At 70.7% G+C, this 22373-nt stretch carries 23 protein-coding genes; 12 read left to right on the plus strand and 11 right to left on the minus strand.

The features are described 5' to 3' along the window. Position 1: 1 nt before the first annotated feature. Together OG266_RS36605 and OG266_RS36610 are read right to left on the minus strand one after the other, a co-directional pair. Positions 2–196: a DUF1918 domain-containing protein gene (locus tag OG266_RS36605; RefSeq protein WP_266467240.1), complete on the minus strand. Its 195-nt coding sequence runs from the start codon at positions 194–196 to the stop codon at positions 2–4. Between the two features lie 92 nt (positions 197–288). Then, complete coding sequence (locus tag OG266_RS36610) at positions 289–1257, minus strand: DMT family transporter (RefSeq protein ID WP_371550984.1); 969 nt, start codon at positions 1255–1257, stop codon at positions 289–291. Here OG266_RS36610 and OG266_RS36615 point away from each other — a divergent pair. The 3 genes from OG266_RS36615 to OG266_RS36625 all read left to right on the plus strand — a co-directional run bounded on the left by OG266_RS36615 (position 1256) and on the right by OG266_RS36625 (position 4003). Then, complete coding sequence (locus OG266_RS36615; protein WP_371550986.1) at positions 1256–2692, plus strand: PLP-dependent aminotransferase family protein; 1437 nt, start codon at positions 1256–1258, stop codon at positions 2690–2692. The two genes, OG266_RS36610 and OG266_RS36615, sit on opposite strands and share 2 nt — an antisense overlap. A gap of 217 nt (positions 2693–2909) precedes the next feature. Continuing rightward, on the plus strand, positions 2910–3347 hold the full coding sequence (locus OG266_RS36620; protein ID WP_371550988.1) for a GNAT family N-acetyltransferase: 438 nt from the start codon (positions 2910–2912) through the stop codon (positions 3345–3347). 62 nt (positions 3348–3409) lie between these two features. Beyond that, positions 3410–4003 carry a histidine phosphatase family protein gene (locus OG266_RS36625; RefSeq protein WP_266467253.1) on the plus strand — a complete coding sequence of 198 codons (594 nt, stop codon included), beginning with the start codon at positions 3410–3412 and terminating at the stop codon, positions 4001–4003. Here OG266_RS36625 and OG266_RS36630 read toward each other — a convergent pair. Continuing rightward, on the minus strand, positions 3979–4437 hold the full coding sequence (locus tag OG266_RS36630; RefSeq protein ID WP_371550991.1) for a DUF6314 family protein: 459 nt from the start codon (positions 4435–4437) through the stop codon (positions 3979–3981). The two genes, OG266_RS36625 and OG266_RS36630, sit on opposite strands and share 25 nt — an antisense overlap. Before the next feature lie 137 nt (positions 4438–4574). Here OG266_RS36630 and OG266_RS36635 point away from each other — a divergent pair, with 137 nt between their 5' ends. Then, positions 4575–7049, plus strand: coding sequence for an alpha-L-arabinofuranosidase C-terminal domain-containing protein (locus tag OG266_RS36635; RefSeq protein WP_371550992.1), 2475 nt, complete (start codon positions 4575–4577; stop codon positions 7047–7049). Between the two features lie 19 nt (positions 7050–7068). Here OG266_RS36635 and OG266_RS36640 read toward each other — a convergent pair whose 3' ends face one another. Further along, complete coding sequence (locus tag OG266_RS36640) at positions 7069–7851, minus strand: LysR substrate-binding domain-containing protein (RefSeq protein ID WP_326724278.1); 783 nt, start codon at positions 7849–7851, stop codon at positions 7069–7071. A 113-nt stretch (positions 7852–7964) separates the two neighbouring features. On the opposite strand from OG266_RS36640, the gene OG266_RS36645 reads away from it, so the two are divergent. Then, positions 7965–8357 carry a DUF5997 family protein gene (locus OG266_RS36645; RefSeq protein ID WP_266467278.1) on the plus strand — a complete coding sequence of 131 codons (393 nt, stop codon included), beginning with the start codon at positions 7965–7967 and terminating at the stop codon, positions 8355–8357. 6 nt (positions 8358–8363) lie between these two features. Here the strand turns inward: OG266_RS36645 and OG266_RS36650 are convergent, their stop codons facing one another. Together OG266_RS36650 and OG266_RS36655 are read right to left on the minus strand one after the other, a co-directional pair. Further along, complete coding sequence (locus tag OG266_RS36650; RefSeq protein ID WP_371550995.1) at positions 8364–9002, minus strand: class I SAM-dependent methyltransferase; 639 nt, start codon at positions 9000–9002, stop codon at positions 8364–8366. Between the two features lie 60 nt (positions 9003–9062). After that, a complete protein-coding gene (locus OG266_RS36655) occupies positions 9063–9803 on the minus strand; it encodes a VOC family protein (RefSeq protein WP_371550997.1) in 741 nt (246 codons plus the stop codon). A gap of 92 nt (positions 9804–9895) precedes the next feature. Between OG266_RS36655 and argC the strand changes: the two genes are divergently transcribed. The 5 genes from argC to OG266_RS36680 all read left to right on the plus strand — a co-directional run bounded on the left by argC (position 9896) and on the right by OG266_RS36680 (position 14812). Next, on the plus strand, positions 9896–10924 hold the full coding sequence (gene argC, locus OG266_RS36660) for an N-acetyl-gamma-glutamyl-phosphate reductase (protein ID WP_371551000.1): 1029 nt from the start codon (positions 9896–9898) through the stop codon (positions 10922–10924). Between the two features lie 88 nt (positions 10925–11012). Then, the gene (gene argJ / locus OG266_RS36665; protein WP_371551002.1) at positions 11013–12164 is read left to right on the plus strand and encodes a bifunctional glutamate N-acetyltransferase/amino-acid acetyltransferase ArgJ; all 1152 of its coding nucleotides are present in this window, start codon (positions 11013–11015) and stop codon (positions 12162–12164) included. After that, positions 12161–13072: an acetylglutamate kinase gene (gene argB / locus OG266_RS36670; protein ID WP_266467297.1), complete on the plus strand. Its 912-nt coding sequence runs from the start codon at positions 12161–12163 to the stop codon at positions 13070–13072. The genes argJ and argB overlap by 4 nt, the downstream gene beginning before the upstream one ends. Beyond that, a complete protein-coding gene (locus OG266_RS36675) occupies positions 13069–14268 on the plus strand; it encodes an acetylornithine transaminase (protein WP_266467300.1) in 1200 nt (399 codons plus the stop codon). The genes argB and OG266_RS36675 overlap by 4 nt, the downstream gene beginning before the upstream one ends. A 7-nt stretch (positions 14269–14275) precedes the next feature. Continuing rightward, positions 14276–14812 carry an arginine repressor gene (locus tag OG266_RS36680; RefSeq protein WP_266467304.1) on the plus strand — a complete coding sequence of 179 codons (537 nt, stop codon included), beginning with the start codon at positions 14276–14278 and terminating at the stop codon, positions 14810–14812. Positions 14813–14923: 111 nt separating this feature from the next. Here OG266_RS36680 and OG266_RS36685 read toward each other — a convergent pair whose 3' ends face one another. The 5 genes from OG266_RS36685 to OG266_RS36705 form a co-directional block, all read right to left on the minus strand. Next, positions 14924–15661, minus strand: a complete 738-nt coding sequence (locus tag OG266_RS36685; protein WP_371553086.1) for an FAD:protein FMN transferase — start codon at positions 15659–15661, stop codon at positions 14924–14926. Positions 15662–15704: 43 nt separating this feature from the next. Beyond that, the gene (locus tag OG266_RS36690; RefSeq protein WP_371551005.1) at positions 15705–16484 is read right to left on the minus strand and encodes an FMN-binding protein; all 780 of its coding nucleotides are present in this window, start codon (positions 16482–16484) and stop codon (positions 15705–15707) included. Between the two features lie 49 nt (positions 16485–16533). After that, the gene (locus OG266_RS36695) at positions 16534–17871 is read right to left on the minus strand and encodes a ferredoxin reductase family protein (protein ID WP_266470864.1); all 1338 of its coding nucleotides are present in this window, start codon (positions 17869–17871) and stop codon (positions 16534–16536) included. 113 nt (positions 17872–17984) lie between these two features. Continuing rightward, positions 17985–18440, minus strand: coding sequence for an FMN-binding protein (locus OG266_RS36700; RefSeq protein WP_371551007.1), 456 nt, complete (start codon positions 18438–18440; stop codon positions 17985–17987). 43 nt (positions 18441–18483) lie between these two features. Further along, positions 18484–19836 carry a ferric reductase-like transmembrane domain-containing protein gene (locus tag OG266_RS36705; protein ID WP_371551009.1) on the minus strand — a complete coding sequence of 451 codons (1353 nt, stop codon included), beginning with the start codon at positions 19834–19836 and terminating at the stop codon, positions 18484–18486. A 191-nt stretch (positions 19837–20027) separates the two neighbouring features. Here OG266_RS36705 and OG266_RS36710 point away from each other — a divergent pair, with 191 nt between their 5' ends. After that, entirely contained in the window at positions 20028–20771 is a 744-nt protein-coding gene (locus OG266_RS36710; protein ID WP_371551011.1) for a response regulator transcription factor, read from the plus strand. A gap of 92 nt (positions 20772–20863) precedes the next feature. Beyond that, a complete protein-coding gene (locus OG266_RS36715; protein ID WP_371551013.1) occupies positions 20864–22327 on the plus strand; it encodes an ATP-binding protein in 1464 nt (487 codons plus the stop codon). Positions 22328–22373 lie beyond the last annotated feature (46 nt).

Genomic DNA, 22373 nt, shown 5'->3' on the forward strand with positions numbered 1-22373 from the left:
GTCAGTGAGCTGCGTCCTTGTGGCGGATTTCGGAGTCCGGGCCCGGTGAGCACACTGCCTCGTGCCCGTCCTGGAAGCGGACGCGGTACGGGGGAGTGCCCTCCGTACCCAGTACTTCGACGATCTCTGAGATCTTGTCCTGCTGCCCGACGACCCTGCCGTGCTGCACCAGCTGGTCGCCCTCGACTGCATGCATCTGAACGGCCTCCTCGTCATCTGCGGGAGTAGCGGTCCGTGGTCGCAAGTCTACGACTGGTGGCGCCGGTTGGCCCGGCCCTTGCCCGTCCGTCAGTCCCTGGCTCGCTGGGTGACCGCGATGCAGACCAGTACGGCGGCGGCCGTCAGGGGCGCGGCCGGTGTGAGGTGCTCACCCAGGAGCAGTACCGACCACACCAGTGTGAGCAGCGGCTGCGCCAGCTGCAACTGGCTGGCCTTCGGGATCCCGATCGCCGCCATGCCGCGGTACCAGACGACCAGACCCAGGAACTGCGATCCGGCCGCCACCCACAGCAGCCCTGTCACGCTGTGCGCGCTCAGGTGCACCGGCTCGTACGACAGCGCGACCAGTGCACCCGGCACCGTGAGGGGCAGACACAGGACCAGTGCCCAGCCGACGACCTGCCAGCCGGGCATGACCCTGGAGAGTCGTCCGCCCTCGGTGTAGCCGGCCGCGCAGATCAGCAGCGCGCCGAAGAGGTAGGCGTCCGCGCTGGTCAGAGCGCCACCGCTCTGCTGCACGGTGAACGCGATCACCGCGGCCGCGCCCGCGACCGCCGCCACCCAGAACGTCCGCGAGGGCCGTGCCCCCGTGCGCAGCGCCGAGAACAGCGCGGTGGTGAGCGGCAGCAGACCGACGACCACGGCCGCGTGGGCGGTGGTGGAGGTCTGCAGGGCGAGCGTCGTCAGCAGTGGGAAGCCGAGCACGACGCCCGCGGCGACGACGGCGAGCCCCGTCCAGTGGCGCCTGACCGGCGGGGGCACGCGCAGCGCCAGCAGGCAGCCGCCCGCGATGACCGCGGCCAGGACGCTGCGCACGGCTACCAGGGACCAGGGGCCGAAGCCCTCCAAGCCCCAGGCGGTGGCGGGGAACGTGAGCGAGAAGGCGGTGACGCCGAGGGCGGCCTGGAGGGTGCCGGAGCGGTGGGAGGGCGCGGAGGCGACCGCTTCCGAAGTGGCGGGGAGCGCGCCTGCGGTGGTCCGGGCAGACGTGCGAACTGCTATCCGGGTATTGGCGGTAGCGTTATCCTTAACTCTCATGAATGAGAGTAGCAGTGTGGGCGGGCTGGCGAATCAGCTGCGGCGGGAGCTGGACCGATACTCTCCGGGTGGAAAGCTGCCGTCGAGTCGGGCACTCGTCGAACGGTTTCGGGTGAGCCCGGTGACAGTGTCGCGGGCGCTGGCGCAGCTCTCGGCCGAGGGGCTGGTCGTCACCCGGCCCGGGGCCGGCGCGTTCCGGGCGCAGCCGCGTGCCGCTGCGGAGCCCGCCGGGGACACCTCCTGGCAGGAGGTCGCGCTCAGCGCGGACGCCGCAACCGAACTCGTGCCGCGCACGGTGGACGCCTCCGGAGTCCTGGTCTCGCTCGCCGCTCCGCCGCCCGGTGTCATCGAGTTCAACGGCGGCTATCTGCACCCGTCGCTGCAGCCCGAGCGGGCGATGGGCGCGGCCCTGTCCAGGGCGGGCCGCCGTCCCGGCGTCTGGGGCCGGCCGCCCGTGGAGGGACTCGCGGAGCTGCGGGAGTGGTTCGCGCGGGGGATCGGCGGTGCGGTCACCGCCGCCGAGGTGCTCGTCACGGCGGGCGGTCAGTCCGCGCTCACCACCGCCCTGCGCGCGCTCGCGCCGCCGGGAGCACCGGTACTCGTCGAATCGCCCACGTACCCGGGCATGTTGGCGATCGCCCGCGCGGCCGGACTGCGGCCCGTGCCGGTGCCGGTGGACGCCGACGGGGTGAAACCCGCCCTGCTCGCGGACGCCTTCAAGGCCACCGGTGCCCGTGTCTTCGTCTGCCAGCCGCTGTTCCAGAACCCGACCGGCGCCGTGCTCGCGCCCGAGCGGCGCGGTGAGGTGCTGCGGATCGCGAGGGAGGCGGGTGCGTTCGTCGTGGAGGACGACTTCGTACGACGCCTCGTGCACGAGGACGCGGGCCCGCTGCCGCGTCCGCTGGCCGCCGAGGACCCGGACGGGGTCGTCGTGCACGTCGGCTCGCTGACCAAGGCGACCTCGCCGAGCTTCCGGGTGGGTGCGCTGGCCGCGCGGGGCCCTGTCCTGGACCGGCTGCGCGCCATCCAGGTCGTCGACACCTTCTTCGTGCCGCGCCCGCTCCAGGAAGCCGCGCTCGAACTCGTGGGCTCGCCCGCATGGCCCCGCCATCTGCGTGCCGTCGCCGCCGAGTTGAAGACCCGCCGGGACACGATGACCACCGCACTGCGGCTGAACCTCCCCGAACTCTCCCTGCCCCACATCCCGTCCGGCGGCTACCACCTGTGGCTGCGCCTACCGGACGGCACGGACGATTCCGCCCTCGTCGCCGGCGCCCTCCGCGCGGGCGTGGCCGTCACCCCGGGCCGCCCCTACTTCAGCGCCGAACCCCCCGCCGCCCACCTGCGGTTGAGCTTCGCGGCGGTGGCGGGCACGGAGGAGATCACGGAGGGGGTACGGAGACTGCGGGCGGCTTGCGACGAGGTGCTGGGCTGAGATCTTTCAGCCCGTCCGGCGTTCGAGGACGAGACCCGGCCATCCCGATCCCCCACCCACCCACGGGGGGGGTATTTCAGCCCGTCCGGCGTTTGAGGACGAGCCCTTCGGGCGACACGGGGGTCTGGGGGCGGAGCCCCCAGGTACGGGACGGGAAGGGGCGGAGGGGGCGAAAAACCGCTCGACCCCCGGCACCCTGACCTGCAACTCTCCCCGCATGACCGATACGCAAAGCCTCCCCGAGGGCTACGAGATCTCCGCCGACACCGCCCGCATCGACGTGGACAGCGTCCACCGCTGGCTCTCCACCGACGCGTACTGGGCCACCGGACGCTCGCGAGAGAAGCAGGAGCGTGCGATCGCCGGATCGCTCAACTTCGGCGTGTACGACGGAACTTCGGGGGAGCAGGTCGCATACGCACGCGTGGTCACCGACGAGGCGACCTTCGTTTGGCTCTGCGACGTCTACGTGGCCCCATCGGTCCGCGGCAAGGGAATGGGCACCGCCCTGGTCGCCGCCGTACGCGACCACCTCGAACCACTCGGTCTGCGCCGGATCCTGCTCGCCACGGCGGACGCGCACGGTGTCTACGAGAAGCTCGGATTCAAGGTCCTTCAGAGGCCGGACCAGTGGATGGCGCTCATGCTGCAGTGAGCCCGCGTGTACCCTCCGTAACCCCTCTTGACCTGCGGAGTTCCGCGTTCCACGATCACCGCATGCATCTTCGGGTCACGTTCGTCGCCGCCGCGCGCAGCTCCTCGCTGCTCGCCGAACGCTTCGAGGACGACCGGCCGCTGGACCAGGCCGGCTGGGAGGAAGTGCAGCGCGCAGCCCCGGAGCTGGTGCCGCTGGCGGCGGCCGAGCTGCGCTACTGCTCACCGACGCCGCGCAGCCGGGCCACCGGGGACGCCCTCGGATACGCGCCGCTCGTCCAGCTCGCGCTGCGCGACTGCGACATGGGCCGCTGGCGCGGTCTCACGCTCGGCGAGGCGATGGCCCGAGAGCCCGAGGCCGTCGACAGCTGGCTTGCCGACCCGCGCTCCACGCCCCACGACGGCGAATCGCTGATGACCTTCATCGCCCGCGTCGGGAACTGGCTCGACACCCGGCCCGCCGACGACGGCGGCCGTATCGTCGCGGTGGCCGAACCGTCCGTGGTCCGGGCCGCCCTGGTCTACACCCTGAAGGCGCCGCCCTCGACGTACTGGAACGTGGACGTCCGCCCGTTGTCGACGATCACCGTGACGGGCCGTGCGGGGCGCTGGAACCTGCGCTTCGAGGGGGCCTACTCCCAGCCCTCGCGTGCGTAGTCCGTGGTGAGGGCGAGATCCTTCGCGGGGCCCGCCACGCGCCACACGGACCGCCAGTGGTGCTCGTCGAGAACGGTGAACTCGCCCCGGTAGAGGTCCGCCGAGCAGGGGTGGTCGGCGAGGCAGTACCCGGAGGTCAGGTCCAGGTCGTGGAAGGGGCGGCCGTCGGAGAACCGTACGGCCGCGGTGCCCGCGCGGTCTCCCGGCAGGAAGCGCAGCGTCCGCTCCGCCGGCCTGGGCGTGCCCTGCCATACGAAGGTCCCGGATTCGTGGTGCAGGAGACCCGTGTCCGCCGGGTTCTCCAGCGGTCCGAAAACCGTCGTCCCCGCGAAGTGCCCCTCCGCACCGCTCGCCAGATCCCGCACCGAGCGCTCCACCCGCCAGCTCCCGGCCAGGTACGCCAGCACGTCGGCCACTGGCCAGAACTCGCCCATCCCGTCCCGCTCTCCGTCACATCCGATGCTGCGCAACCCATTGACGCGCTCTGACCCCCTCCCTATCTTGCCGTTCGAAGTGCTGATCAGTGTCCGGCATTTCGAACAATTCAAGACTACAGAGCCGCGGAGTATCCATGTCACGCACCCGCACCCGCTGGAGACTCGGACTCACGGCCACCGCCCTCCTGGTGGCCTCCGCCGTCGTCCCGGCGCCCGCGAACGCCGAGGACGTCACCGACTACGCGATCACCGTGGATCCGGCCGCCAAGGGCGCCAAGATCGACGACACCATGTACGGCGTCTTCTTCGAGGACATCAACCGTGCCGCGGACGGCGGCCTGTACGCGGAGCTCGTGCAGAACCGCTCGTTCGAGTACAGCACCGCCGACAACCGCTCCTACACGCCACTCACGTCCTGGGGCACCTCGGGCACCGCGCAGGCCCTGAGCGACGACGGGCGCCTCAACGCCCGCAACCGCACCTATCTCGCCCTCGACGGCGGCTCGTCCGTCACCAACTCCGGTTACAACACCGGGATTTCGGTCGAGAGCGGCAAGGCATACGACTTCTCGCTCTGGGCCCGCGCGGATGCGGCGGCGCCCCTGACCGTGACGCTGCATGACGCCGACGGCACGCTCGCCGAGGCCCGCCGGGTCACCGCGCGCGGCGGCTGGGCCAAGTACCGGGCGAAGTTCACCGCGACCCGCAGCAGCACCACAGGCCGCCTCACCGTCGCGGCCGAGGGCCCGGTCGCGCTCGACATGATCTCGCTGCTGCCCCGGGACACCTACAAGAGGCACGGTCTGCGCGAGGACCTCGCCCAGAAGATCGCCGCGCTCCACCCGGGCTTCGTGCGCTTTCCGGGCGGCTGCCTGGTCAACACCGGGAGCATGGCGGGATATGACGAGGCGTCGGGCTACGAACGCAAACGCTCGTACCAGTGGAAGGACACCATCGGCCCCGTCGAGCAGCGCGCGACGAACTCCAACTTCTGGGGATACAACCAGAGTTACGGACTGGGCTACTACGAGTACTTCCAGTTCTCCGAGGACATCGGCGCGATGCCGCTGCCCGTCGTGCCCGCCCTCGTCACCGGTTGCGGCCAGAACAGGGCCACCGACGACGACGCCCTGCTCGAGCGGCACATCCAGGACACCCTCGATCTGATCGAGTTCGCGAACGGGCCCGTGACGAGCGAATGGGGCAGGAAGCGGGCGGCGATGGGCCACCCGAAGCCCTTCCACCTCACCCACCTCGAGGTCGGCAACGAGGAGAACCTGCCGAACGAGTTCTTCGCCCGCTTCACGGAGTTCCGCACCGCCATCGAGGCCGAGTACCCGGACGTCACCGTCATCTCCAACTCCGGCCCGGACGACTCCGGTTCGACCTTCGACACCGCCTGGCAGCTCAACCGGGACGCGAACGTCGACATGGTCGACGAGCACTACTACAACAGTCCGCAGTGGTTCCTGCAGAACAACGACCGCTACGACTCCTACGACAGGAACGGCCCCAAGGTCTTCCTCGGCGAGTACGCCTCGCTCGGCAACACCTTCAAGAACGCCCTCTCCGAAGCCGCGTTCATGACCGGCCTCGAACGCAACGCGGACGTCGTGAAACTCGCCTCGTACGCCCCGCTGCTCGCCAACGAGGACTATGTCCAGTGGCGTCCGGACCTCATCTGGTTCAACAACCACGCCTCATGGGGATCGGCCGACTACGAGGTGCAGAAGCTCTTCATGAGCAACGTCGGCGACCGGGTGGTGCCCTCGACAGCCACCGGAACACCCTCGGTGAGCGGCCCGATCTCCGGTGCCGTCGGCCTGTCGACGTGGGCGACCACGGCGGCGTACGACGATGTGAAGGTGACCGGCGCGGACGGGACCGCGCTGCTCGCCGACGACTTCAGCGGTGACGCGTCCCAGTGGACCCACACCGGCACCGGGAGCTGGAGCGTCCAGGACGGTCAGTACGTGCAGAGCGACGAGGCCGCGACCAACACCATGGTCCAGGCGGGCGACCCGGCCTGGCACGACTACGACCTGCACGTGAAGGCCACCAAGAAGTCCGGCAAGGAGGGCTTCCTCGTCGCCTTCGGCGTCAAGGACACCGGGAACTACTACTGGTGGAACCTCGGCGGCTGGAACAACACCACCTCGGCGGTCGAACAGGCCGTGGACGGCGGCAAGTCGACGCTCATCTCCAAGGCGGGGTCCATCGAGACGGGCCGCGCCTACGACATCGACATCAAGGTGAGAGGCCGTCAGGTGACGCTTCTGCTGGACGGCCAGGAGTGGGGGAGCTTCACCGACGACAAGCCCGCCGAGCCGTTCCGCCAGGTCGTCACCCGGGACGCGAAGACCGGCGACCTGATCGTCAAGGTCGTCAACGCCCAGGCGGCGGACGCCCGTACAGCGATCGACCTGGGCGGGGCGAAGGTGGGCCGCAAGGCCGCCGTGACCACGCTCCAGGCCGCACCCGACGCGGTGAACACCGAGACGAGCACGGCGGTCGCCCCGGTGAAGTCGACCTTCGAAGGGGTCGCCGACAGGTTCACGTACACCTTCCCGGCGAACTCCGTGACGTTCCTGAGGATCAGGAAGGGGTGACCGGTAAGGAACGAGCGGGCTAGGAACGGCCGCGGCGGGGTTTGCCGCGTTTGGTTCCCTTGGCGCCCCCGGAGCCGCCGCTCCGGGGGTTCCGGCCCGTCGACTTGCCGGCCGCAGGCTTGCGTCGGGCGCCGCCGCCCGTCTCGGGGCGCTTGGCCTTGGCCTTCGGCTCGGCCGGGGCCGGTGCGGGGGCGCGTCCCCGGGTGCTGTTGACGGTTCGCCCGCGGACGATCCCGATGAAGTCCTCCACCAGGTCGGTGGTCTTCTCCTCCGGCCACGACAGCGCGACGCGCGACTCCGGGGCGTCCGTGACCGGGCGGTAGGTGAGGTCCTTGCGGTGGTGCAGGCGGGCCAGCGACTGGGGGACGACGAGGACACCGATGCCGGCCGCCACCAGGTCGACGGCGTCCTCCGTGGTGGCGGGGCGCTCGATCGCGGGCTGTCCCGGCAGGCGCTCCCAGCCGAGGGTGTCGTCGAGGGGGTGCAGCACGATGTCGTCGGCGAGATCGTCCGTGGACACCTGGTCGACCGCCGCCACGACATGGTCCTTGGGGACCACGACCACGGTCGTCTCGGTGTAGAGGGGGATCGCGCTGAGGTCCGTACGGTCGACAGGCAGGCGCACGAAACCGGCGTCGGCGCCGCCGCCCCGCAGCACGTCGAAGGCCTCCGCGACGGACACCGCGACGAGGGTCAGCGGGACGTCGGGCAGTCGCTCGTTCCAGATCCGCACCCACTTCGCGGGCGTCACCCCCGGAACGTACGCGAGCTTGAACGACGGGGATGCCTCGGAGCCAGTCACCCGGCCAGGCTACCGGCCGTGCAGGCGCGCGGCGCACGCGGAGCCGGTGGTCACAGGGGGTGCACGGGCAGTGCTGGTCGGCGCCGGCCCATACGCTCGTTACCCTTGACACCATGACGTCGCAGCAGAACACCCAGACCATGAAGCCCGCGACAGCGGCGAAGAAGCTGGGTGTGTACCTCGAAGCCACGCCCGCCGAGTTCCAGGAGGGCGTTGTTTCGCGTGCCGAGCTGGCCGCGCTGCAGGCCGAACCGCCCCAGTGGCTGCTGGAGCTGCGGAGCAGCGGTCCGCACCCCCGGCCGGTGGTCGCCGCCAAGCTGGGCGTCTCCATCGCAGGGCTCGCGCGGGGCGGAGTCACCGAGGCCCTCACCACGGAGCAGATCGAGGCGCTGAAGGCGGAGGGTCCCGAGTGGCTGCTGCGGGAGCGCGCCACCCAGGCCGAGGTCCGCAAGGAAGCGGCTCGCATCAAGGAGAAGAAGGCCGACGAGGCCGCCCAGCGCTCCTGATCTCCCTCAGAGCGGAGTCGGGGGCTCGGCCACACCGACGATGAAGTCCCCCAGCGGCCTGACGTCGGCCGACCAGCCCAGCGCGGTGAGCTCTGCGGAGAGCGCCGCGGGCTCGTGGTAGATCTTCACGATCCGGTACTCGCTGCCGTCGTCGAGGCTGCGGACCTCCGAGGAGACGTCCTCGAGGGCTGCCCCGGCCAGGCCCTCGTCGATGAAGACGGCTCTGCCGTCCGGGGCCAGCGCAGCGGCGACGGTCGCCCAGAAGTCCCCGAAGCGGGACGCCGGGACATGGCTGAGCCAGAAGGCGAAGAACACGGTGTCGTAGCGGCGCTCCGGCCGCCACGCGAACACGTCGGCCTGCACGAACGCCACCTTGAGGGACCCGGCACGCTCACGCGCGATGCCCAGCACCTCCGGCGCCGAGTCGACAGCGGTCACCGAGCGAGCCCGCGAGGCCAGCGACCCGGTCCACTGACCCGTACCGCAGGCCAGCTCCAGCACGTCACCGGCGACGGGGAGGCCGTCGAGCGCGGCCACCAGTTCCCGCAGGTCCGCCCGCTCGGCGTAGATCCGGTCGTACTCGAAGGCGCGGGCCCGGTAGTAGGCAATCTGCTCCGCCAGAAGGGCATCGTCAGAAGTTGTCATGAGCCCGACGGTAGTTGCGGTACCGCCGGTCTGTCCGGAAACCCGCGCTGTGAGTTCACGTCAGGACCGGGCAAGGACGCAGAACTCGTGGCCCTCCGGGTCGGCCAGGCACGTCCACGGGACATCGCCCTGGCCGACGTCGAGGTCGGTGGCGCCGAGGGCCCGCAGCCGGGCCACCTCCGCCGCCTTGTCGTCACCGGGGTCCGGCACCAGGTCGAGATGAACGCGGTCCGGCACGGTCTTCACATCGAGCTTGCGGAGGAACTCGAGATACGGCCCGACACCCTCGGCGGAGCGAAACGATGCATGATCGTCGGTCACCTCGTGCAGGGTCCAGCCGATCGCCTCGCCCCAGAACCGGGCCATGACCCGCGGATCCACGCAGTCGACCACCACCGCGGCGATCGGCCCGGTGTCCCGGTAGACCTCCCGAGGCTCAAGGACGCAGAACTCGTTGCCCTCCGGGTCGGCGAGGACCGTCCACGGCACATCGCCCTGGCCCACGTCGGCGGGCATCGCACCGAGTGACCGGAGGCGCGCGACCAGCTCCGCCTGATGGGCCGCGGAGGTGGTGGCGAGATCGAGGTGCACACGGTTCTTCGTTGCCGTCTTGGGTTCCGGGACGGCAATGACATCGATGCATACGCCGGCCGGGTCCTGCCAGTCGAAGCCGACGGGCTGAGCGGCGGTCGCGCCGGATCCCCCGCTGGTGACACCCCAGCCGAGCGCCTCCGCCCAGAACCGCCCGACCGCCGAGTCGTCAAGAGCCTTTATGTTCACCAGGGCAGGTCGCAGTGTCATGTCGGCGATCCTATGCACCCGGCCAGGCAGGCAACTGGATTGCATAAACGTGCGGCGAAACGTATAGTCATGCCATCCAAGAGGAGGGTTCCATGGCGGTACGTGCGGCAGTGGCAGGAGCGAGTGGGTACGCGGGCGGGGAACTGCTGCGGCTGCTCCTGGTGCACCCCGAGATCGAGATCGGCGCTCTGACCGGCAACTCCAACGCCGGCCAGCGCCTGGGCGCGCTCCAGCCGCATCTGCTGCCGCTCGCCGGCCGCGTCCTTGAGGAGACCACCCCCGAGGTCCTCGCCGGCCACGACGTCGTGTTCCTCGCGCTGCCCCACGGGCAGTCCGCCGCCGTCGCCGAGCAGCTGGGCCCGGATGTCCTGGTCGTCGACATGGGCGCCGACTTCCGGCTGAAGGACCCGGCCGACTGGGAGAAGTTCTACGGCTCCGAGCACGCCGGGACCTGGCCGTACGGCCTCCCCGAACTGCCGGGTGCCCGCGCCGCGCTGGAGGGGTCCAAGCGCATCGCGGTACCCGGTTGCTACCCCACGGCCACCTCGCTGGCGCTCTTCCCGGCGTACGCGGCGGGCCTCGCCGAGAACGAGGCCGTGATCGTCGCCGCCTCCGGGACCTCGGGTGCCGGCAAGGCGCCCAAGGCGCACCTCCTCGGCAGCGAGGTCATGGGCTCCATGTCCCCGTACGGCGTCGGCGGCGGTCACAGGCACACCCCCGAGATCATCCAGAACCTCGGCGCCGCCGCGGGCGAGTCCGTCACCGTCTCCTTCACGCCGACCCTCGCGCCGATGCCCCGCGGCATCCTTGCCACCTGCAGCGCCAAGGCGAAGCCCGGCGTCACCGCCGAGTCCGTACGGGCCGTATACGAGAAGGCGTACGCGGACGAGCCGTTCGTACACCTGCTCCCGGAGGGGCAGTGGCCCGCGACGGCGTCTGTCTACGGTTCCAACGCCGTTCAGGTGCAGGTCGCCTTCGACGCCGCCGCGCACCGCATCATCGCGATCAGCGCCATCGACAACCTGACCAAGGGCACCGCGGGCGGTGCCGTCCAGAGCATGAACATCGCCCTCGGGCTTCCCGAGGACATGGGTCTTTCCACGATCGGAGTCGCACCGTGAGCGACGCACGTGCAGCCACCGGGCCGCAGACAACGATGAAAGCCGCACCTCTGCGCTGCACGGGCGGAGAAGCGAACAAGGAGATGCAGTGAGTGTCACGGCAGCAAAGGGATTCCAGGCTGCGGGCATCGCAGCCGGGATCAAGGAGAACGGCAACCCCGACCTGGCCCTCGTGGTCAACAAGGGGCCCCGTCCGGCCGCCGCGGGCGTCTTCACCTCCAACCGCGTGAAGGCCGCGCCGGTGCTGTGGTCCGAGCAGGTCCTCAAGGGCGGCCGGGTGACCGCCGTGGTCCTCAACTCCGGTGGTGCCAACGCCTGTACGGGGCCGAAGGGCTTCCAGGACACGCACGCGACCGCCGAGAAGGTGGCCGACACCCTCGGGCTCAACGCGGCCGAGGTCGCCGTCGCCTCGACCGGCCTCATCGGCATCCTGCTCCCGATGGACAAGCTGCTCACGGGAGTTGAGACGGCGGCCGCGTCCCTGAGCGAGCACGGCGGTGAGAAGGCCGCCATCGCCATCAAGACCACCGACAGCGTCCACAAGACCTCCGTGGTCACCGGCGACGGCTGGACAGTCGGCGGCATGGCGAAGGGCGCCGGCATGCTCGCCCCCGGCCTCGCCACCATGCTCGTGGTCCTGACGACGGACGCCGACGTCGAGAGCGACGTACTGGACAAGGCGCTGCGGGCGGCCACGAAGGTCACCTTCGACCGCGTCGACTCCGACGGCTGCATGTCGACCAACGACACCGTGCTGCTGCTCGCCTCCGGTGCGTCCGAAGTCACCCCGGACCAGCAGGAGTTCGCGGAGGCCGTACGGAAGGTCTGCGACGACCTCGGGCAGCAGCTCATCCGGGACGCCGAGGGTGCCAGCAAGGACATCAAGGTCGAGGTCGTGAACGCCGCGAGCGAGGACGACGCCGTCGAGGTGGGCCGCTCCATCGCCCGCAACAACCTCCTCAAGTGCGCGATCCACGGCGAGGACCCCAACTGGGGCCGGGTGCTCTCCGCCATCGGCACCACCCAAGCCGCCTTCGAGCCGGACCAGTTGAACGTCGCCATCAACGGCGTCTGGGTCTGCAAGAACGGCGGCGTCGGCGAGGACCGTGAGCTCGTCGACATGCGCTACCGCGAGGTCCACATCGTCGCCGACCTCGCCGCAGGCAGTGAGACCGCCACGATCTGGACCAACGACCTCACCGCGGACTACGTCCACGAGAACAGCGCGTACTCCTCATGAGCACTACTCGTAAGCACACCGCGCTGCCCAAGGCGCAGATCCTCATCGAGGCGCTGCCCTGGCTGACCCGGCACCAAGGCAAGACCGTCGTCGTCAAGTTCGGCGGCAACGCCATGATCGACGAGGAGCTGAAGTCCGCCTTCGCGCAGGACATCGTCTTCCTGCACCACGCAGGCCTCAAGCCCGTCGTCGTGCACGGCGGCGGCCCGCAGATCAGCGCCGCCCTCGACCGGCACGGCATCGTCAGCGAGTTCAAGGCGGGCCTGCGGGTCACCACCGAGGAGGCCATGGACGTCGTACGCATGGTCCTTGCCGGACAGGTGCAGCGTGAACTGGTCGGGCTGCTCAACCAGCACGGGCCGCTCGCTGTCGGAATGACCGGCGAGGACGCGCACACCATCACCGCCACCAAGCACCAGCCCGAGATCGACGGCGAGTTGATCGACATCGGGCGGGTCGGCGAGATCACCGCAATCGACACGGGTGCCATCGAGGCGCTGCTCTCCGACGGCCGTATCCCGGTCGTCTCCTCGATCGCCCGCTCCCAGGACGACGGACATGTCTACAACGTCAATGCTGATACGGCGGCTGCGGCACTCGCTGCGGCGCTGGGTGCCGAAACCCTGATGGTCCTCACCGACGTCGAGGGTCTCTACGAGGACTGGCCCAACAGCGACGAGGTGATCAGCCGCCTCACCGCCTCCCAACTGGAGAAGCTGCTGCCCGAACTGGCCAGCGGCATGGTGCCGAAGATGGAGGGCTGTCTGCACGCCGTACGCAACGGCGTCACCACCGCCCGGGTCATCGACGGCCGGGTCCAGCACTCGATCCTGCTGGAGATCTTCACCGACGAGGGGATCGGCACGATGGTCGTGCCCGATCAGGAGGAAGAGGGGGACGCCGCATGACCGCCAACGAAGAGCTCACCCAGCGCTGGCAGGGCTCACTCATGGACAACTACGGCACTCCGCGCCTGCCCCTCGTCCGCGGTGCGGGCACCAGGCTCTGGGACGCCGACGGCAAGGAGTACCTCGACTTCGTCGGCGGCATCGCGGTCAACGCGCTCGGACACGCCCACCCGGCGATCGTCGAGGCGGTCAGCAAGCAGATCGGCTCGCTCGGCCATGTCTCGAACCTCTTCGTCGCCGAGCCGCCCGTCGCGCTCGCCGAACGGCTGCTCCAGCTCTTCGGGCGGGACGGCCGGGTGTACTTCTGCAACTCGGGTGCCGAGGCCAACGAGGGCGCCTTCAAGATCGGGCGGCTGACCGGCCGCAAGCACATGGTGGCCACCCAGGGTGCCTTCCACGGCCGGACCATGGGCGCGCTCGCCCTCACCGGCCAGCCCGGCAAGCGGGAGCCTTTCCTGCCGCTGCCCGGTGACGTCACGCATGTCCCGTACGGCGACGCGCAGGCGCTGGCCGAAGCGGTCACCGAGGACACCGCACTGGTGATCATCGAGCCGATTCAGGGCGAGAACGGCGTGGTCGTACCCCCGCCCGGCTATCTGAAGGCCGCCCGCGCGATCACCGCCGCGACCGGCGCGCTCCTCGTCCTGGACGAGGTGCAGACCGGAATCGGCCGCACCGGATCCTGGTTCGCGTACCAGGCGCACGAGGGTGTCCTGCCCGACGTCGTCACACTCGCGAAGGGTCTCGGTGGCGGGCTGCCGCTCGGCGCGACCGTCGCCTTCGGCCGGGCCGCCGAGCTGCTGAAGCCGGGCCACCACGGCACGACCTTCGGCGGCAACCCGGTCGTCTGCGCCGCCGGACTCGCCGTACTCGACACGATCGCGTCCGAGGGACTCCTCGAGAACGTGAAGCGCACGAGCGAGAAACTGCGGGACGGAATCGAGTCACTCGGACATCCGTTGATCGACCATGTCCGGGGAGCGGGCCTGCTCCTGGGTATCGTGCTCACCGAGCCGCTCGCACCGCAGGTGCAGCAGGCGGCTCAGGACGCCGGTCTCCTGGTCAACGCGCCCGCCCCCGATGTCGTACGGCTGATGCCGCCGCTGAACCTCGGCGATGACGAAGTGGACGCGTTTCTCCAGGCTCTCCCTGGTGTCCTCGACGTGGTCAACGGGGAAGGACGATCCGGGGAATGAGACGACGATGAGTCAGGCGCAGGACCACGAGCACGCAGGGCCTGCCGTACCGCAGACCCGCACCGCACGCCACCGCCGGATCGTGGACATCCTCAACCGGCAACCGGTGCGCTCTCAGAGCCAGTTGGCGAAGCTTCTCGCCGACGACGGGCTGAACGTCACTCAGGCGACACTCTCCCGGGACCTGGACGAGCTGAACGCGGTCAAGATCCGCAACAACGACGGCGACCTGATCTATGCGGTGCCCAGCGAGGGGGGATTCCGTACCCCTCGTGCGCCGCTGGGGGAGTCGGCGAAGGAGGAGCGGATGCGCCGGCTGTCCGCGGAGCTGCTGATCTCCGCGGAGGCTTCGGCAAACCTCGTGGTGCTGCGTACGCCTCCGGGGGCCGCGCAGTTTCTTGCCTCGGCGATCGATCAGGCCGAGCTGCAGGACATTCTTGGCACGATCGCCGGGGACGACACGTTGCTGCTGATCAGTCGGGAGCCTGCGGGGGGCCAGGCGTTGGCGGATCACTTGTTGCGGTTGGCTCAGAACACTCACTGACGTGTACGACGTTGGAGGCGCGCCCCGGATCGGGGTGCGCCTCTGGCGTTTTCGGGTGCGGGCTGCTTGTGGTTGCTCGCGCAGTTCCTCGCGCCCCTGAAGGGGCTTCACTTACCCCAGCCGTTGAGCTAGGCCCCCCGTACACCTGACCTCGTCGCCCGCCGTGATGAGCAGGGCCTCTACGTCGGGGAGGGACTCCAGCCAGTCCAGGGCCTGGCGGGAGCCCATCGCGAAGGCCGCTGTCGCCCAGGCGTCCGCCCAGGTCAGGCGGGGGCCCACCACCGTCACGGCGACGAGGTCGGTGACCGCGGACTTGCCGGTGCGGGGGTCGACGATGTGGGCGCCGCGTTCGGCGGTGCCGGAGGTGGCGACGGCGAGTTCGTCGGCGCCGGCCGCGGAGACCACGGCGGCGAGGGAACCTGGGCGGAGCGGATCCGCCACGCCGACCCGCCACGGCCGCTGCGGGCCCGGCACGCCGCACAACTGGACGTCGCCGCCGCCGTTCACGCTGACGCCGCTCGCCCCGGCCGCGGCGAGATGCCGGGCCACGCGCTCGGTCGACCAGCCCTTCACCAGACCCGTCGGGTCCAGCCGTCCTTCGTACGTCGTGCTGAACCACCCCTCGCTCAGCCGCTCCGCCTCGGCGCACAGGTCGAGCACCTCGGCGACCTCCGGATCGCACTCGGCGACCGTCAGCTCGCCGCGTGCGAGACGCGAGATCTGGCTGTCCTCGCGGTAGGTGCTGAACACCTCGTTCACCCGGTGGAGTTGGGCGACCGCCTCCTCCAAGGCGGCCTGGACGACGGCCGGTTCGCCGCCGCGCACGTCGAACGAGAAGACGGTGCCCATGACCTCCTCCACGTGGCGCAGCGCGGGAGGGGCCTCCGCAGGGTCAGGCACCGGCCTTGTCCAGAGCGGACTGGAGGGACTTCTTGTAGCCGGCGCTGGTGTAGGTGGCTCCGGAGACGGCGTCGATGTCGGCGCTTTGGGTGGCTGCGGCCGCTTGGTTGAGCTTCGGTATGGCATTGCCGGTCACCTCCGTGCTCTGTCCCCCGCTGGGTGCCTGGATGGCCTCGGCCTTGGAGATCGTGGTGCCGTTCAGGGTGAGGCGGACCTGGACGGGCCCGTACTGGGTCTGGACGACGTCCCCGTCGACGGTCTGGCCCTCCGGGGCGGCGGCCGAGGGTGACGCGGGCGCCTGGGACGGCGACGCGGACGACTCCGCCGGGGCCGGGGCGCTCTCGGCGGCCTGGTCGAGGGCGGACTGGAGGGACTTCTTGTAGCCGGCGCTGGTGTACGTGGCTCCGGACACGGCGTCGATGTCGGCGGTGCCCGCGGCGACGGCCGCCTGGTTGAGTTTCGGTACGGCGTTCTCGGTGACCGTGGTGCTCTGGCCGCCGCTGGGCGCCTGGACCGCCTCGGCCTTGGTGATCTTGTCGCCGCTGAGGGTGAGACGGACCTGGACAGGCCCGTACTGGGTGTCGGCCACGCTTCCGGTGACCGTACGGGCGCCGGAAGCCGCCTGCTCCGAGCCGCCGCCCTGCGGCGACTCCTGCCCGGCCGCCGGCGGCTGGGCCGCTCCGCCCTGCGCCGAAGCGGAGGCCGGATCGGACCCCGGCTTCAGAGACAGCAGCAGGACGATCCCGGACACGGTGGCGGCGGTTGCGAGCATGACACGCCTGAGGGGATGGCTCTTCTTCATCGCTCCTGACTCCCGTCGCTCACATCTCGAACGACTCGTGATGGATGCGGCGGGCGGGGACTCCCGCGCCGCGCAGTGCTTCGTACACCTGCTGAGCGAAGCCGGGCGGCCCGCACATGAAGACGTCATGGCTCTCGATGTCCGGCAGCTTCCGGCGCAGGCTGTCCGCCGAGATGTCCGGGCGTTCCCCGTCGGGGCTGTTCACCGCGTACATGAGCCGGGCCCCGCGCTCCTTGGAGATGACCGCCAGCTCGTCCCAGAGGGCCAGGTCCTGGGTGCTGTTCGCCCGGTAGAGCAGCGTGAGGTCGCCGGAGGCGCCGGGCAGCGTCTCGAACAGCGCCCGCATCGGCGTGATGCCGACGCCGCCGGCCACCAGCAAAACCTTTCCGCGGCTGCGCTTGGAGGCCGTCAGTGCGCCGTACGGCCCCTCGGCCCAGACCCGGGTGCCCGGCTCCAGCTCGCGCAGCGCGGCGCTGTGGTCGCCGATCGCCTTCACGGTGATGCGCAGCATGTTGGGGCGGGGCGCCGCGGACAGCGAGTACGGGTGGGAGCTGAGCCGCATCCCCGGCGCCAGGAAGCGCCAGCGGAAGAACTGTCCGGCCTCGGCACCCATCCGGTGCAGCTTCCGGCCGCTGATCAGCACCGACACGATCCCCGGCGCCTCCTCGATGACCGCCTCGACCCGCATCCGGTGCCGCATGTTCAGCCGGATCGGCGCGATCACCCGGTACCAGAGCACCAGCGCGGTCACCGTTCCGTACAGCCCGTACCAGGCTGTCGTCGCGGCGGGCTGGACGGCGAAGTCGTTGCCGGTGGTCAGCTGGTGCCAGAACGACAGATACACGGCGGCGTAGGTGAGCAGATGGATGTGGTACCAGGTGTCGTACGGAATCCTGCGGCGCACCGGGCCCATGGAGAGCAGGCCGATGACGAGCAACAGCCCCGCGCCGATCGCGGCTTTGCCCATGTCGGGCAGCTGGTTGATCGAGTCGATGGTCTGCTGGACTATGTCGGCGAAGGTCCGGCCGGACTGGAGTGCGTAGCCGTACATCGTCAGGACGAGATGGGCGAGGACCAGACAGAGGGTGTAGCGACCGCTCATCGCATGCCAGCGGGCCACCCGGTCGGAGCCCACCCGGCGCTCCAGTGCGGGCACCCGGGCCATCTGAAGCACCACGAGCGCCATCAGGTACCCGGCCAACAGGCCTGTGATCCGGCCCGCGTTGATCATCCGGCTGGTGTGGTCCGCGATGGACGGGGTGTTGCTCCACCACAGCCAGATGACCCCGGCCGCGCCTGCCCAGACGGCGAGCAGCAGCGGGACGGCAGGGGAGCGGCGCGGGCGGATACGGCGCATGGTCTGGCGCCGCGCGGCGCGGCCACCGGCGATCGTGGACACGGTTCCTCCGTGGTCGTCCTGGGGGGGAGAGTCCCCCTGGCCCAGAGGTACGCGGCGCGAGCGCTGTGTGTTCAACCGCCCGCTGAGTCCAGTGCGGACTGGAGGGACTGGCGGTAACCGTCACTCGTGTAAGTGGCACCGGACACCGTGTCGACGTTGGCGCTCTGCGCGGTGATCGCCTCCCTTTTGAGCTGAGGGATCGCGTAGCTGTTGATCTGCTGATCCCTCGGGTTGTCCTGGGGATAGGTGACGGCCGTGACGTCGGTGATCTTGCCGCTCTTCAGGGTGACGCGGACCTGTACGGGGCCGTAGCGGGTCCGCACGGCGGTGCCGGTGAGCGTCCCGGTGGTGGTGCCGCTGCCGGAGCTGCTGGAGCTTCCGGTGGAGCCCGAACCGCTGCTGGACGGCAGGGCGACGGCCGGCGTGCTGTGCGGCTTCAGCGACAGCAGCAGTACGACGCCGGAGACGGTGGCGGCGGTCGCCAGCACGACGCGGCGCAGCGGGCGGTTCCGGTTCAGGGCGTGCACGGGGTCCTCGCAACTCTCATGCGTTTCACGGGATTTACGGCGTTCACAGCTCGAACGACTCGTGGTGGATGCGGCGGTCGGGGACCCCGGCCGCGCGCAGCGCCCGGTATACGTCCCGTGCGAAGGCGTCAGGCCCGCACACGTACACGTCGTGTCCGCCGACATCGGAGACGGCCGCGCGCAGGGTCTGGGCCGTGAAGCGCGGGCGGGAGCCGTCCGCGTCGTTGAGCGCGTACACCACGCGTGCCCCGCGCCACTGCGCGATGGCCTCCAACTCGGCGCCCAGCGCGAGGTCTTCGGCCGTACGGGCCCGGTAGAGCAGGGTGACCTGGCCGGGCAGCGTCTCGAACAGGGCCCGCAGTGGTGTGATGCCGACCCCGGCCGCGATCAGGAGCACCTTGTGCGAGCTGCGCCGGTCCGCGGTCAGAGAGCCGTAGGGGCCCTCCGCCCATACTCGGGTTCCCGGACGCAGGAGCGAGACGGACGCGCTGTGGCCGCCGAGCGCCTTCACCGTGATGCGCAGCAGGTCGGGTCGTGGCGGGGCCGACAGCGAGTAGGGCGAGGAGGTCCAGCGCATCCCCTCCGCGAGGAACCGCCAGCGGAAGAACTGCCCCGGCTGCGCCTGGAGTTCATCGATGTGCTGCCCGCGTACGACGACGGAGAACACGTCCGGCGTCTCTTGGTGCACCGACTCCACTCGCAGCCGGTGGCGCAGATTGAGCCGGACCGGGGTGAGGATCCTGAACCAGACGACCAGCGCCGCGACACCCAGGTACAGCGCGTACCAGGCGGCCTGCGCGAGGGAGTTGCCCGTGAAGTCGGCGCCCAGCGCGAGCTGATGGCCGAAGGCGAGGAAGAGAGCGGCATACGTGAGCAGGTGCACGTAGTACCAGAACTCGTGGCTCACCCGGCGCCGCACCGCACGCGCGGACAGGATCCCGACGGCGATCAGGATCAGCGTGCCCGCCGTGGCCTTGAGCATCTCCGGGTAGGTGAGGACGACGGTCGTCGTCTCGTGCACGATCCCGCTGCCGTCCTGGGATGCGTACCCGATCAGGATCAGCGTGACGTGCGCGACCAGCAGACAGATCGTGTACCGGCCCGCCATGGCGTGCCAGCGGGCCACCCGGTCCGAGCCGATCCGCCGCTCCAGGAGCGGGACCCGGGCCATCAGACCGACGAGCACCGCACAGCCGTAGCCGCACAGCAGCCCGGCGATCCGCCCGGCGTCGGTCAGCCAGCCGGCCGCTCCGACCACCGAGCGGGTGTCCGCCCACCACAGCGCGACCACGGCGACCGCGCCTGCCCACAGCAGGGCCAGCAGCGGGCCGGCCGGGGAGCGGCGTGTCTCGAGAGGCACGGCAGGCGCCGCACGCTGTTCGTACACGGTGGTCATGTGCTCGTCCTTTCGGCTGTCCGGGAGGCAACTGTGCGGTCCGAACTTCTGAGCCGGCTCTGAGCGGGCGGTGCACGGGGCCGCGTACACCTGGGGTGACCGGCTGCGGGCCGCCCCGGTGCAGTCATAGGAAACTCAGAGCCTGGCCGGGCGGGCCTCCCGGTCGACGAGGGGCGATGCTGTGAAGAGCCATGAACACACTCCGCTCCGGCCGCCCCGCACTCACCCGCCCCGACGGCACCCCCGTCCGCGTCCTCGTCGTCGACGACGACCCGGACCTGGCCGAGGTCCTCTCCGGCGCCCTGCGCTACGAGGGCTGGGAGGTCCGGACGGCGGGCGACGGGGCCGCGGCCGTCACCGAGGCGCGCGGCCTGCTGCCCGACGCCGTCGTCCTGGATGTCATGCTCCCGGACACCGACGGCTTCGCCGTACTGCGCGATCTGCACGCCGTGAAGCCCGACGTCTGCGTCCTCTTCCTCACCGCGCGGGACGCCGTCGAGGACCGCATCACGGGCATCACCGCGGGCGGTGACGACTATGTGACGAAGCCGTTCAGCCTGGAGGAGGTCGTCGCCCGGCTGCGCGGTCTGCTGCGCCGCGCGGGCATGGCCCGCCAGCTGGACGAGGGACCACGGCTCACCGTCGGGGACCTCGTGATGGACGAGGAGGCCCGCGAGGTGACCCGCGGCGGCGAGCTGATCGAACTGTCGCCGACCGAGTTCGAACTGCTGCGCTATCTGATGCGCAACCCGCGCAGGGTGCTGAGCAAGGCGCAGATCCTCGACCGCGTCTGGTCGTACGACTTCGGCGGCCAGGCCCACATCGTGGAGCTCTATGTCTCCTATCTGCGCAAGAAGGTGGACTCGGGCCGCGAGCCCATGATCCATACGGTGCGGGGCGCGGGGTACGTGCTCAAACCGGTGGTGGGCCGGTGAGCGCGCGGTGGGCGGGGGTGCGGTGGCGGGCGCCTCGGCTGCTGCGAGCGGCCCGGTTCCGAAGGAATGGGTCGCGAGGGCTCCGGCTGTGGTTGCCGCGCCCGCACACGCTCCGGTCCCGGCTCACCGGGGGGCTCGTGGTGCTGCTCGCCGTCAGCTGCGCCGCCGTCGGCGTGGCCGCCGTGCTCGAACTGAACGGGTTCCTCACGGGTCGTCTGGACCAGCAGTTGCGGGACGCGGGCGCCAGCTTCCCCGCGAGCCTGGAGCACGGCAGCAGCGTCAAGCCCTCCGACCACGACGGCGACGAGTACGGCGACACCCGCCGCCAGGCCACCGGCACCTTCGGCGCCCGCCTGCTCGACGGGACCGTCACCAACGAAGCCGTCGTCCGCGCCGGCACCGACCCCGCCGACCTGAACGTGGTGCTGACCGCCACCGACCGGAAGGTCCTCGCCGCGGTGCCGGTCGACAGCGACGGACACAGCGTGCGCCTCTCCGCGCTCGGCTCCTACCGGCTGACGGCGTGGAACGGCCAGGACGGCGACGTACTGATCACCGGGCTCCCCCTGGAACCGGTGGAGGCCGCCGTGCACCGCCTCGAACTGGTCGCCGCCTGCGTCTTCGGCGCCGCCCTCGCGGTCACGGGAGTCGCCGGAGCCCTGTGGGTGCGCTGGTCGCTGCGGCCGCTGAGCCGGGTCGCCGCGACCGCGACACGGGTCAGCGAACTGCCCCTCGCCAGCGGTGAGGTGGCGCTGCCGCCGCGAGCGCCCGAGTCCGACCCGCGCAGCGAGGTGGGCCAGGTCGCCGGCGCCTTCAACCGCATGCTCGGCCATGTCGAGGACGCGCTGACCAAGCGGCACGCGAGCGAGGAACGGCTGCGCAGCTTCGCCGCCGACGCCAGCCATGAGCTGCGCACCCCGGTCGCCTCGGTCCGGGGCCACGCCGAACTGGCCCTGCTGCACCCAGGCCCGGTGCCCCCGAAGGTGACCCGCGCCCTGGAGCGGATCGCGGCCGAGTCGGCGCGGATGGGCGAGATGGTCGACGATCTGCTGCTCCTCGCCCGCCTCGACGCGGGCCGCCCGCTGGAACGGTTCCCCGTCGACCTCACCCACCTTGTCCTCGACTCGGTCACGGACGCGCGGGCTGCCGGCCCTGACCATCGCTGGACCCTGGAGCTGGCGGAGGAGCCGGTGACGGTGACCGGCGACGCGCACCGGCTCCAACAGGTGTTGGCCAACCTGTTGGCCAACGCCCGTTTGCACACACCCGTTGGCACGAGGGTGACGGTGTCACTGGCGGCTGATGCCACGACGGCCGTCCTGACGGTTCGTGATGACGGCCCGGGTGTACCGGAGGACGTCCAGCCCGGTGTCTTCGAACGCTTCACCCGAGCGGACCGCCGCCGCACCGAGGGCGAGGGCGGCGGAGCGGGACTTGGCCTGTCGATCGTGGCGGCGGTGGTCGAGGCCCACGGCGGCACAGTGGCGCTGGAGAGCCGCCCGGGGGCGACGACGTTCACGGTCCGGCTGTCGGCCGAGGGCAGGAGTGCCCCGTAGGGGCGCAGGGAACTGCGCGAGCAACCCAAAACGACCCGCAGGTACC

It is taken from the genome of Streptomyces sp. NBC_00554, assembly GCF_041431135.1.
Lineage (GTDB): Bacteria > Actinomycetota > Actinomycetes > Streptomycetales > Streptomycetaceae > Streptomyces.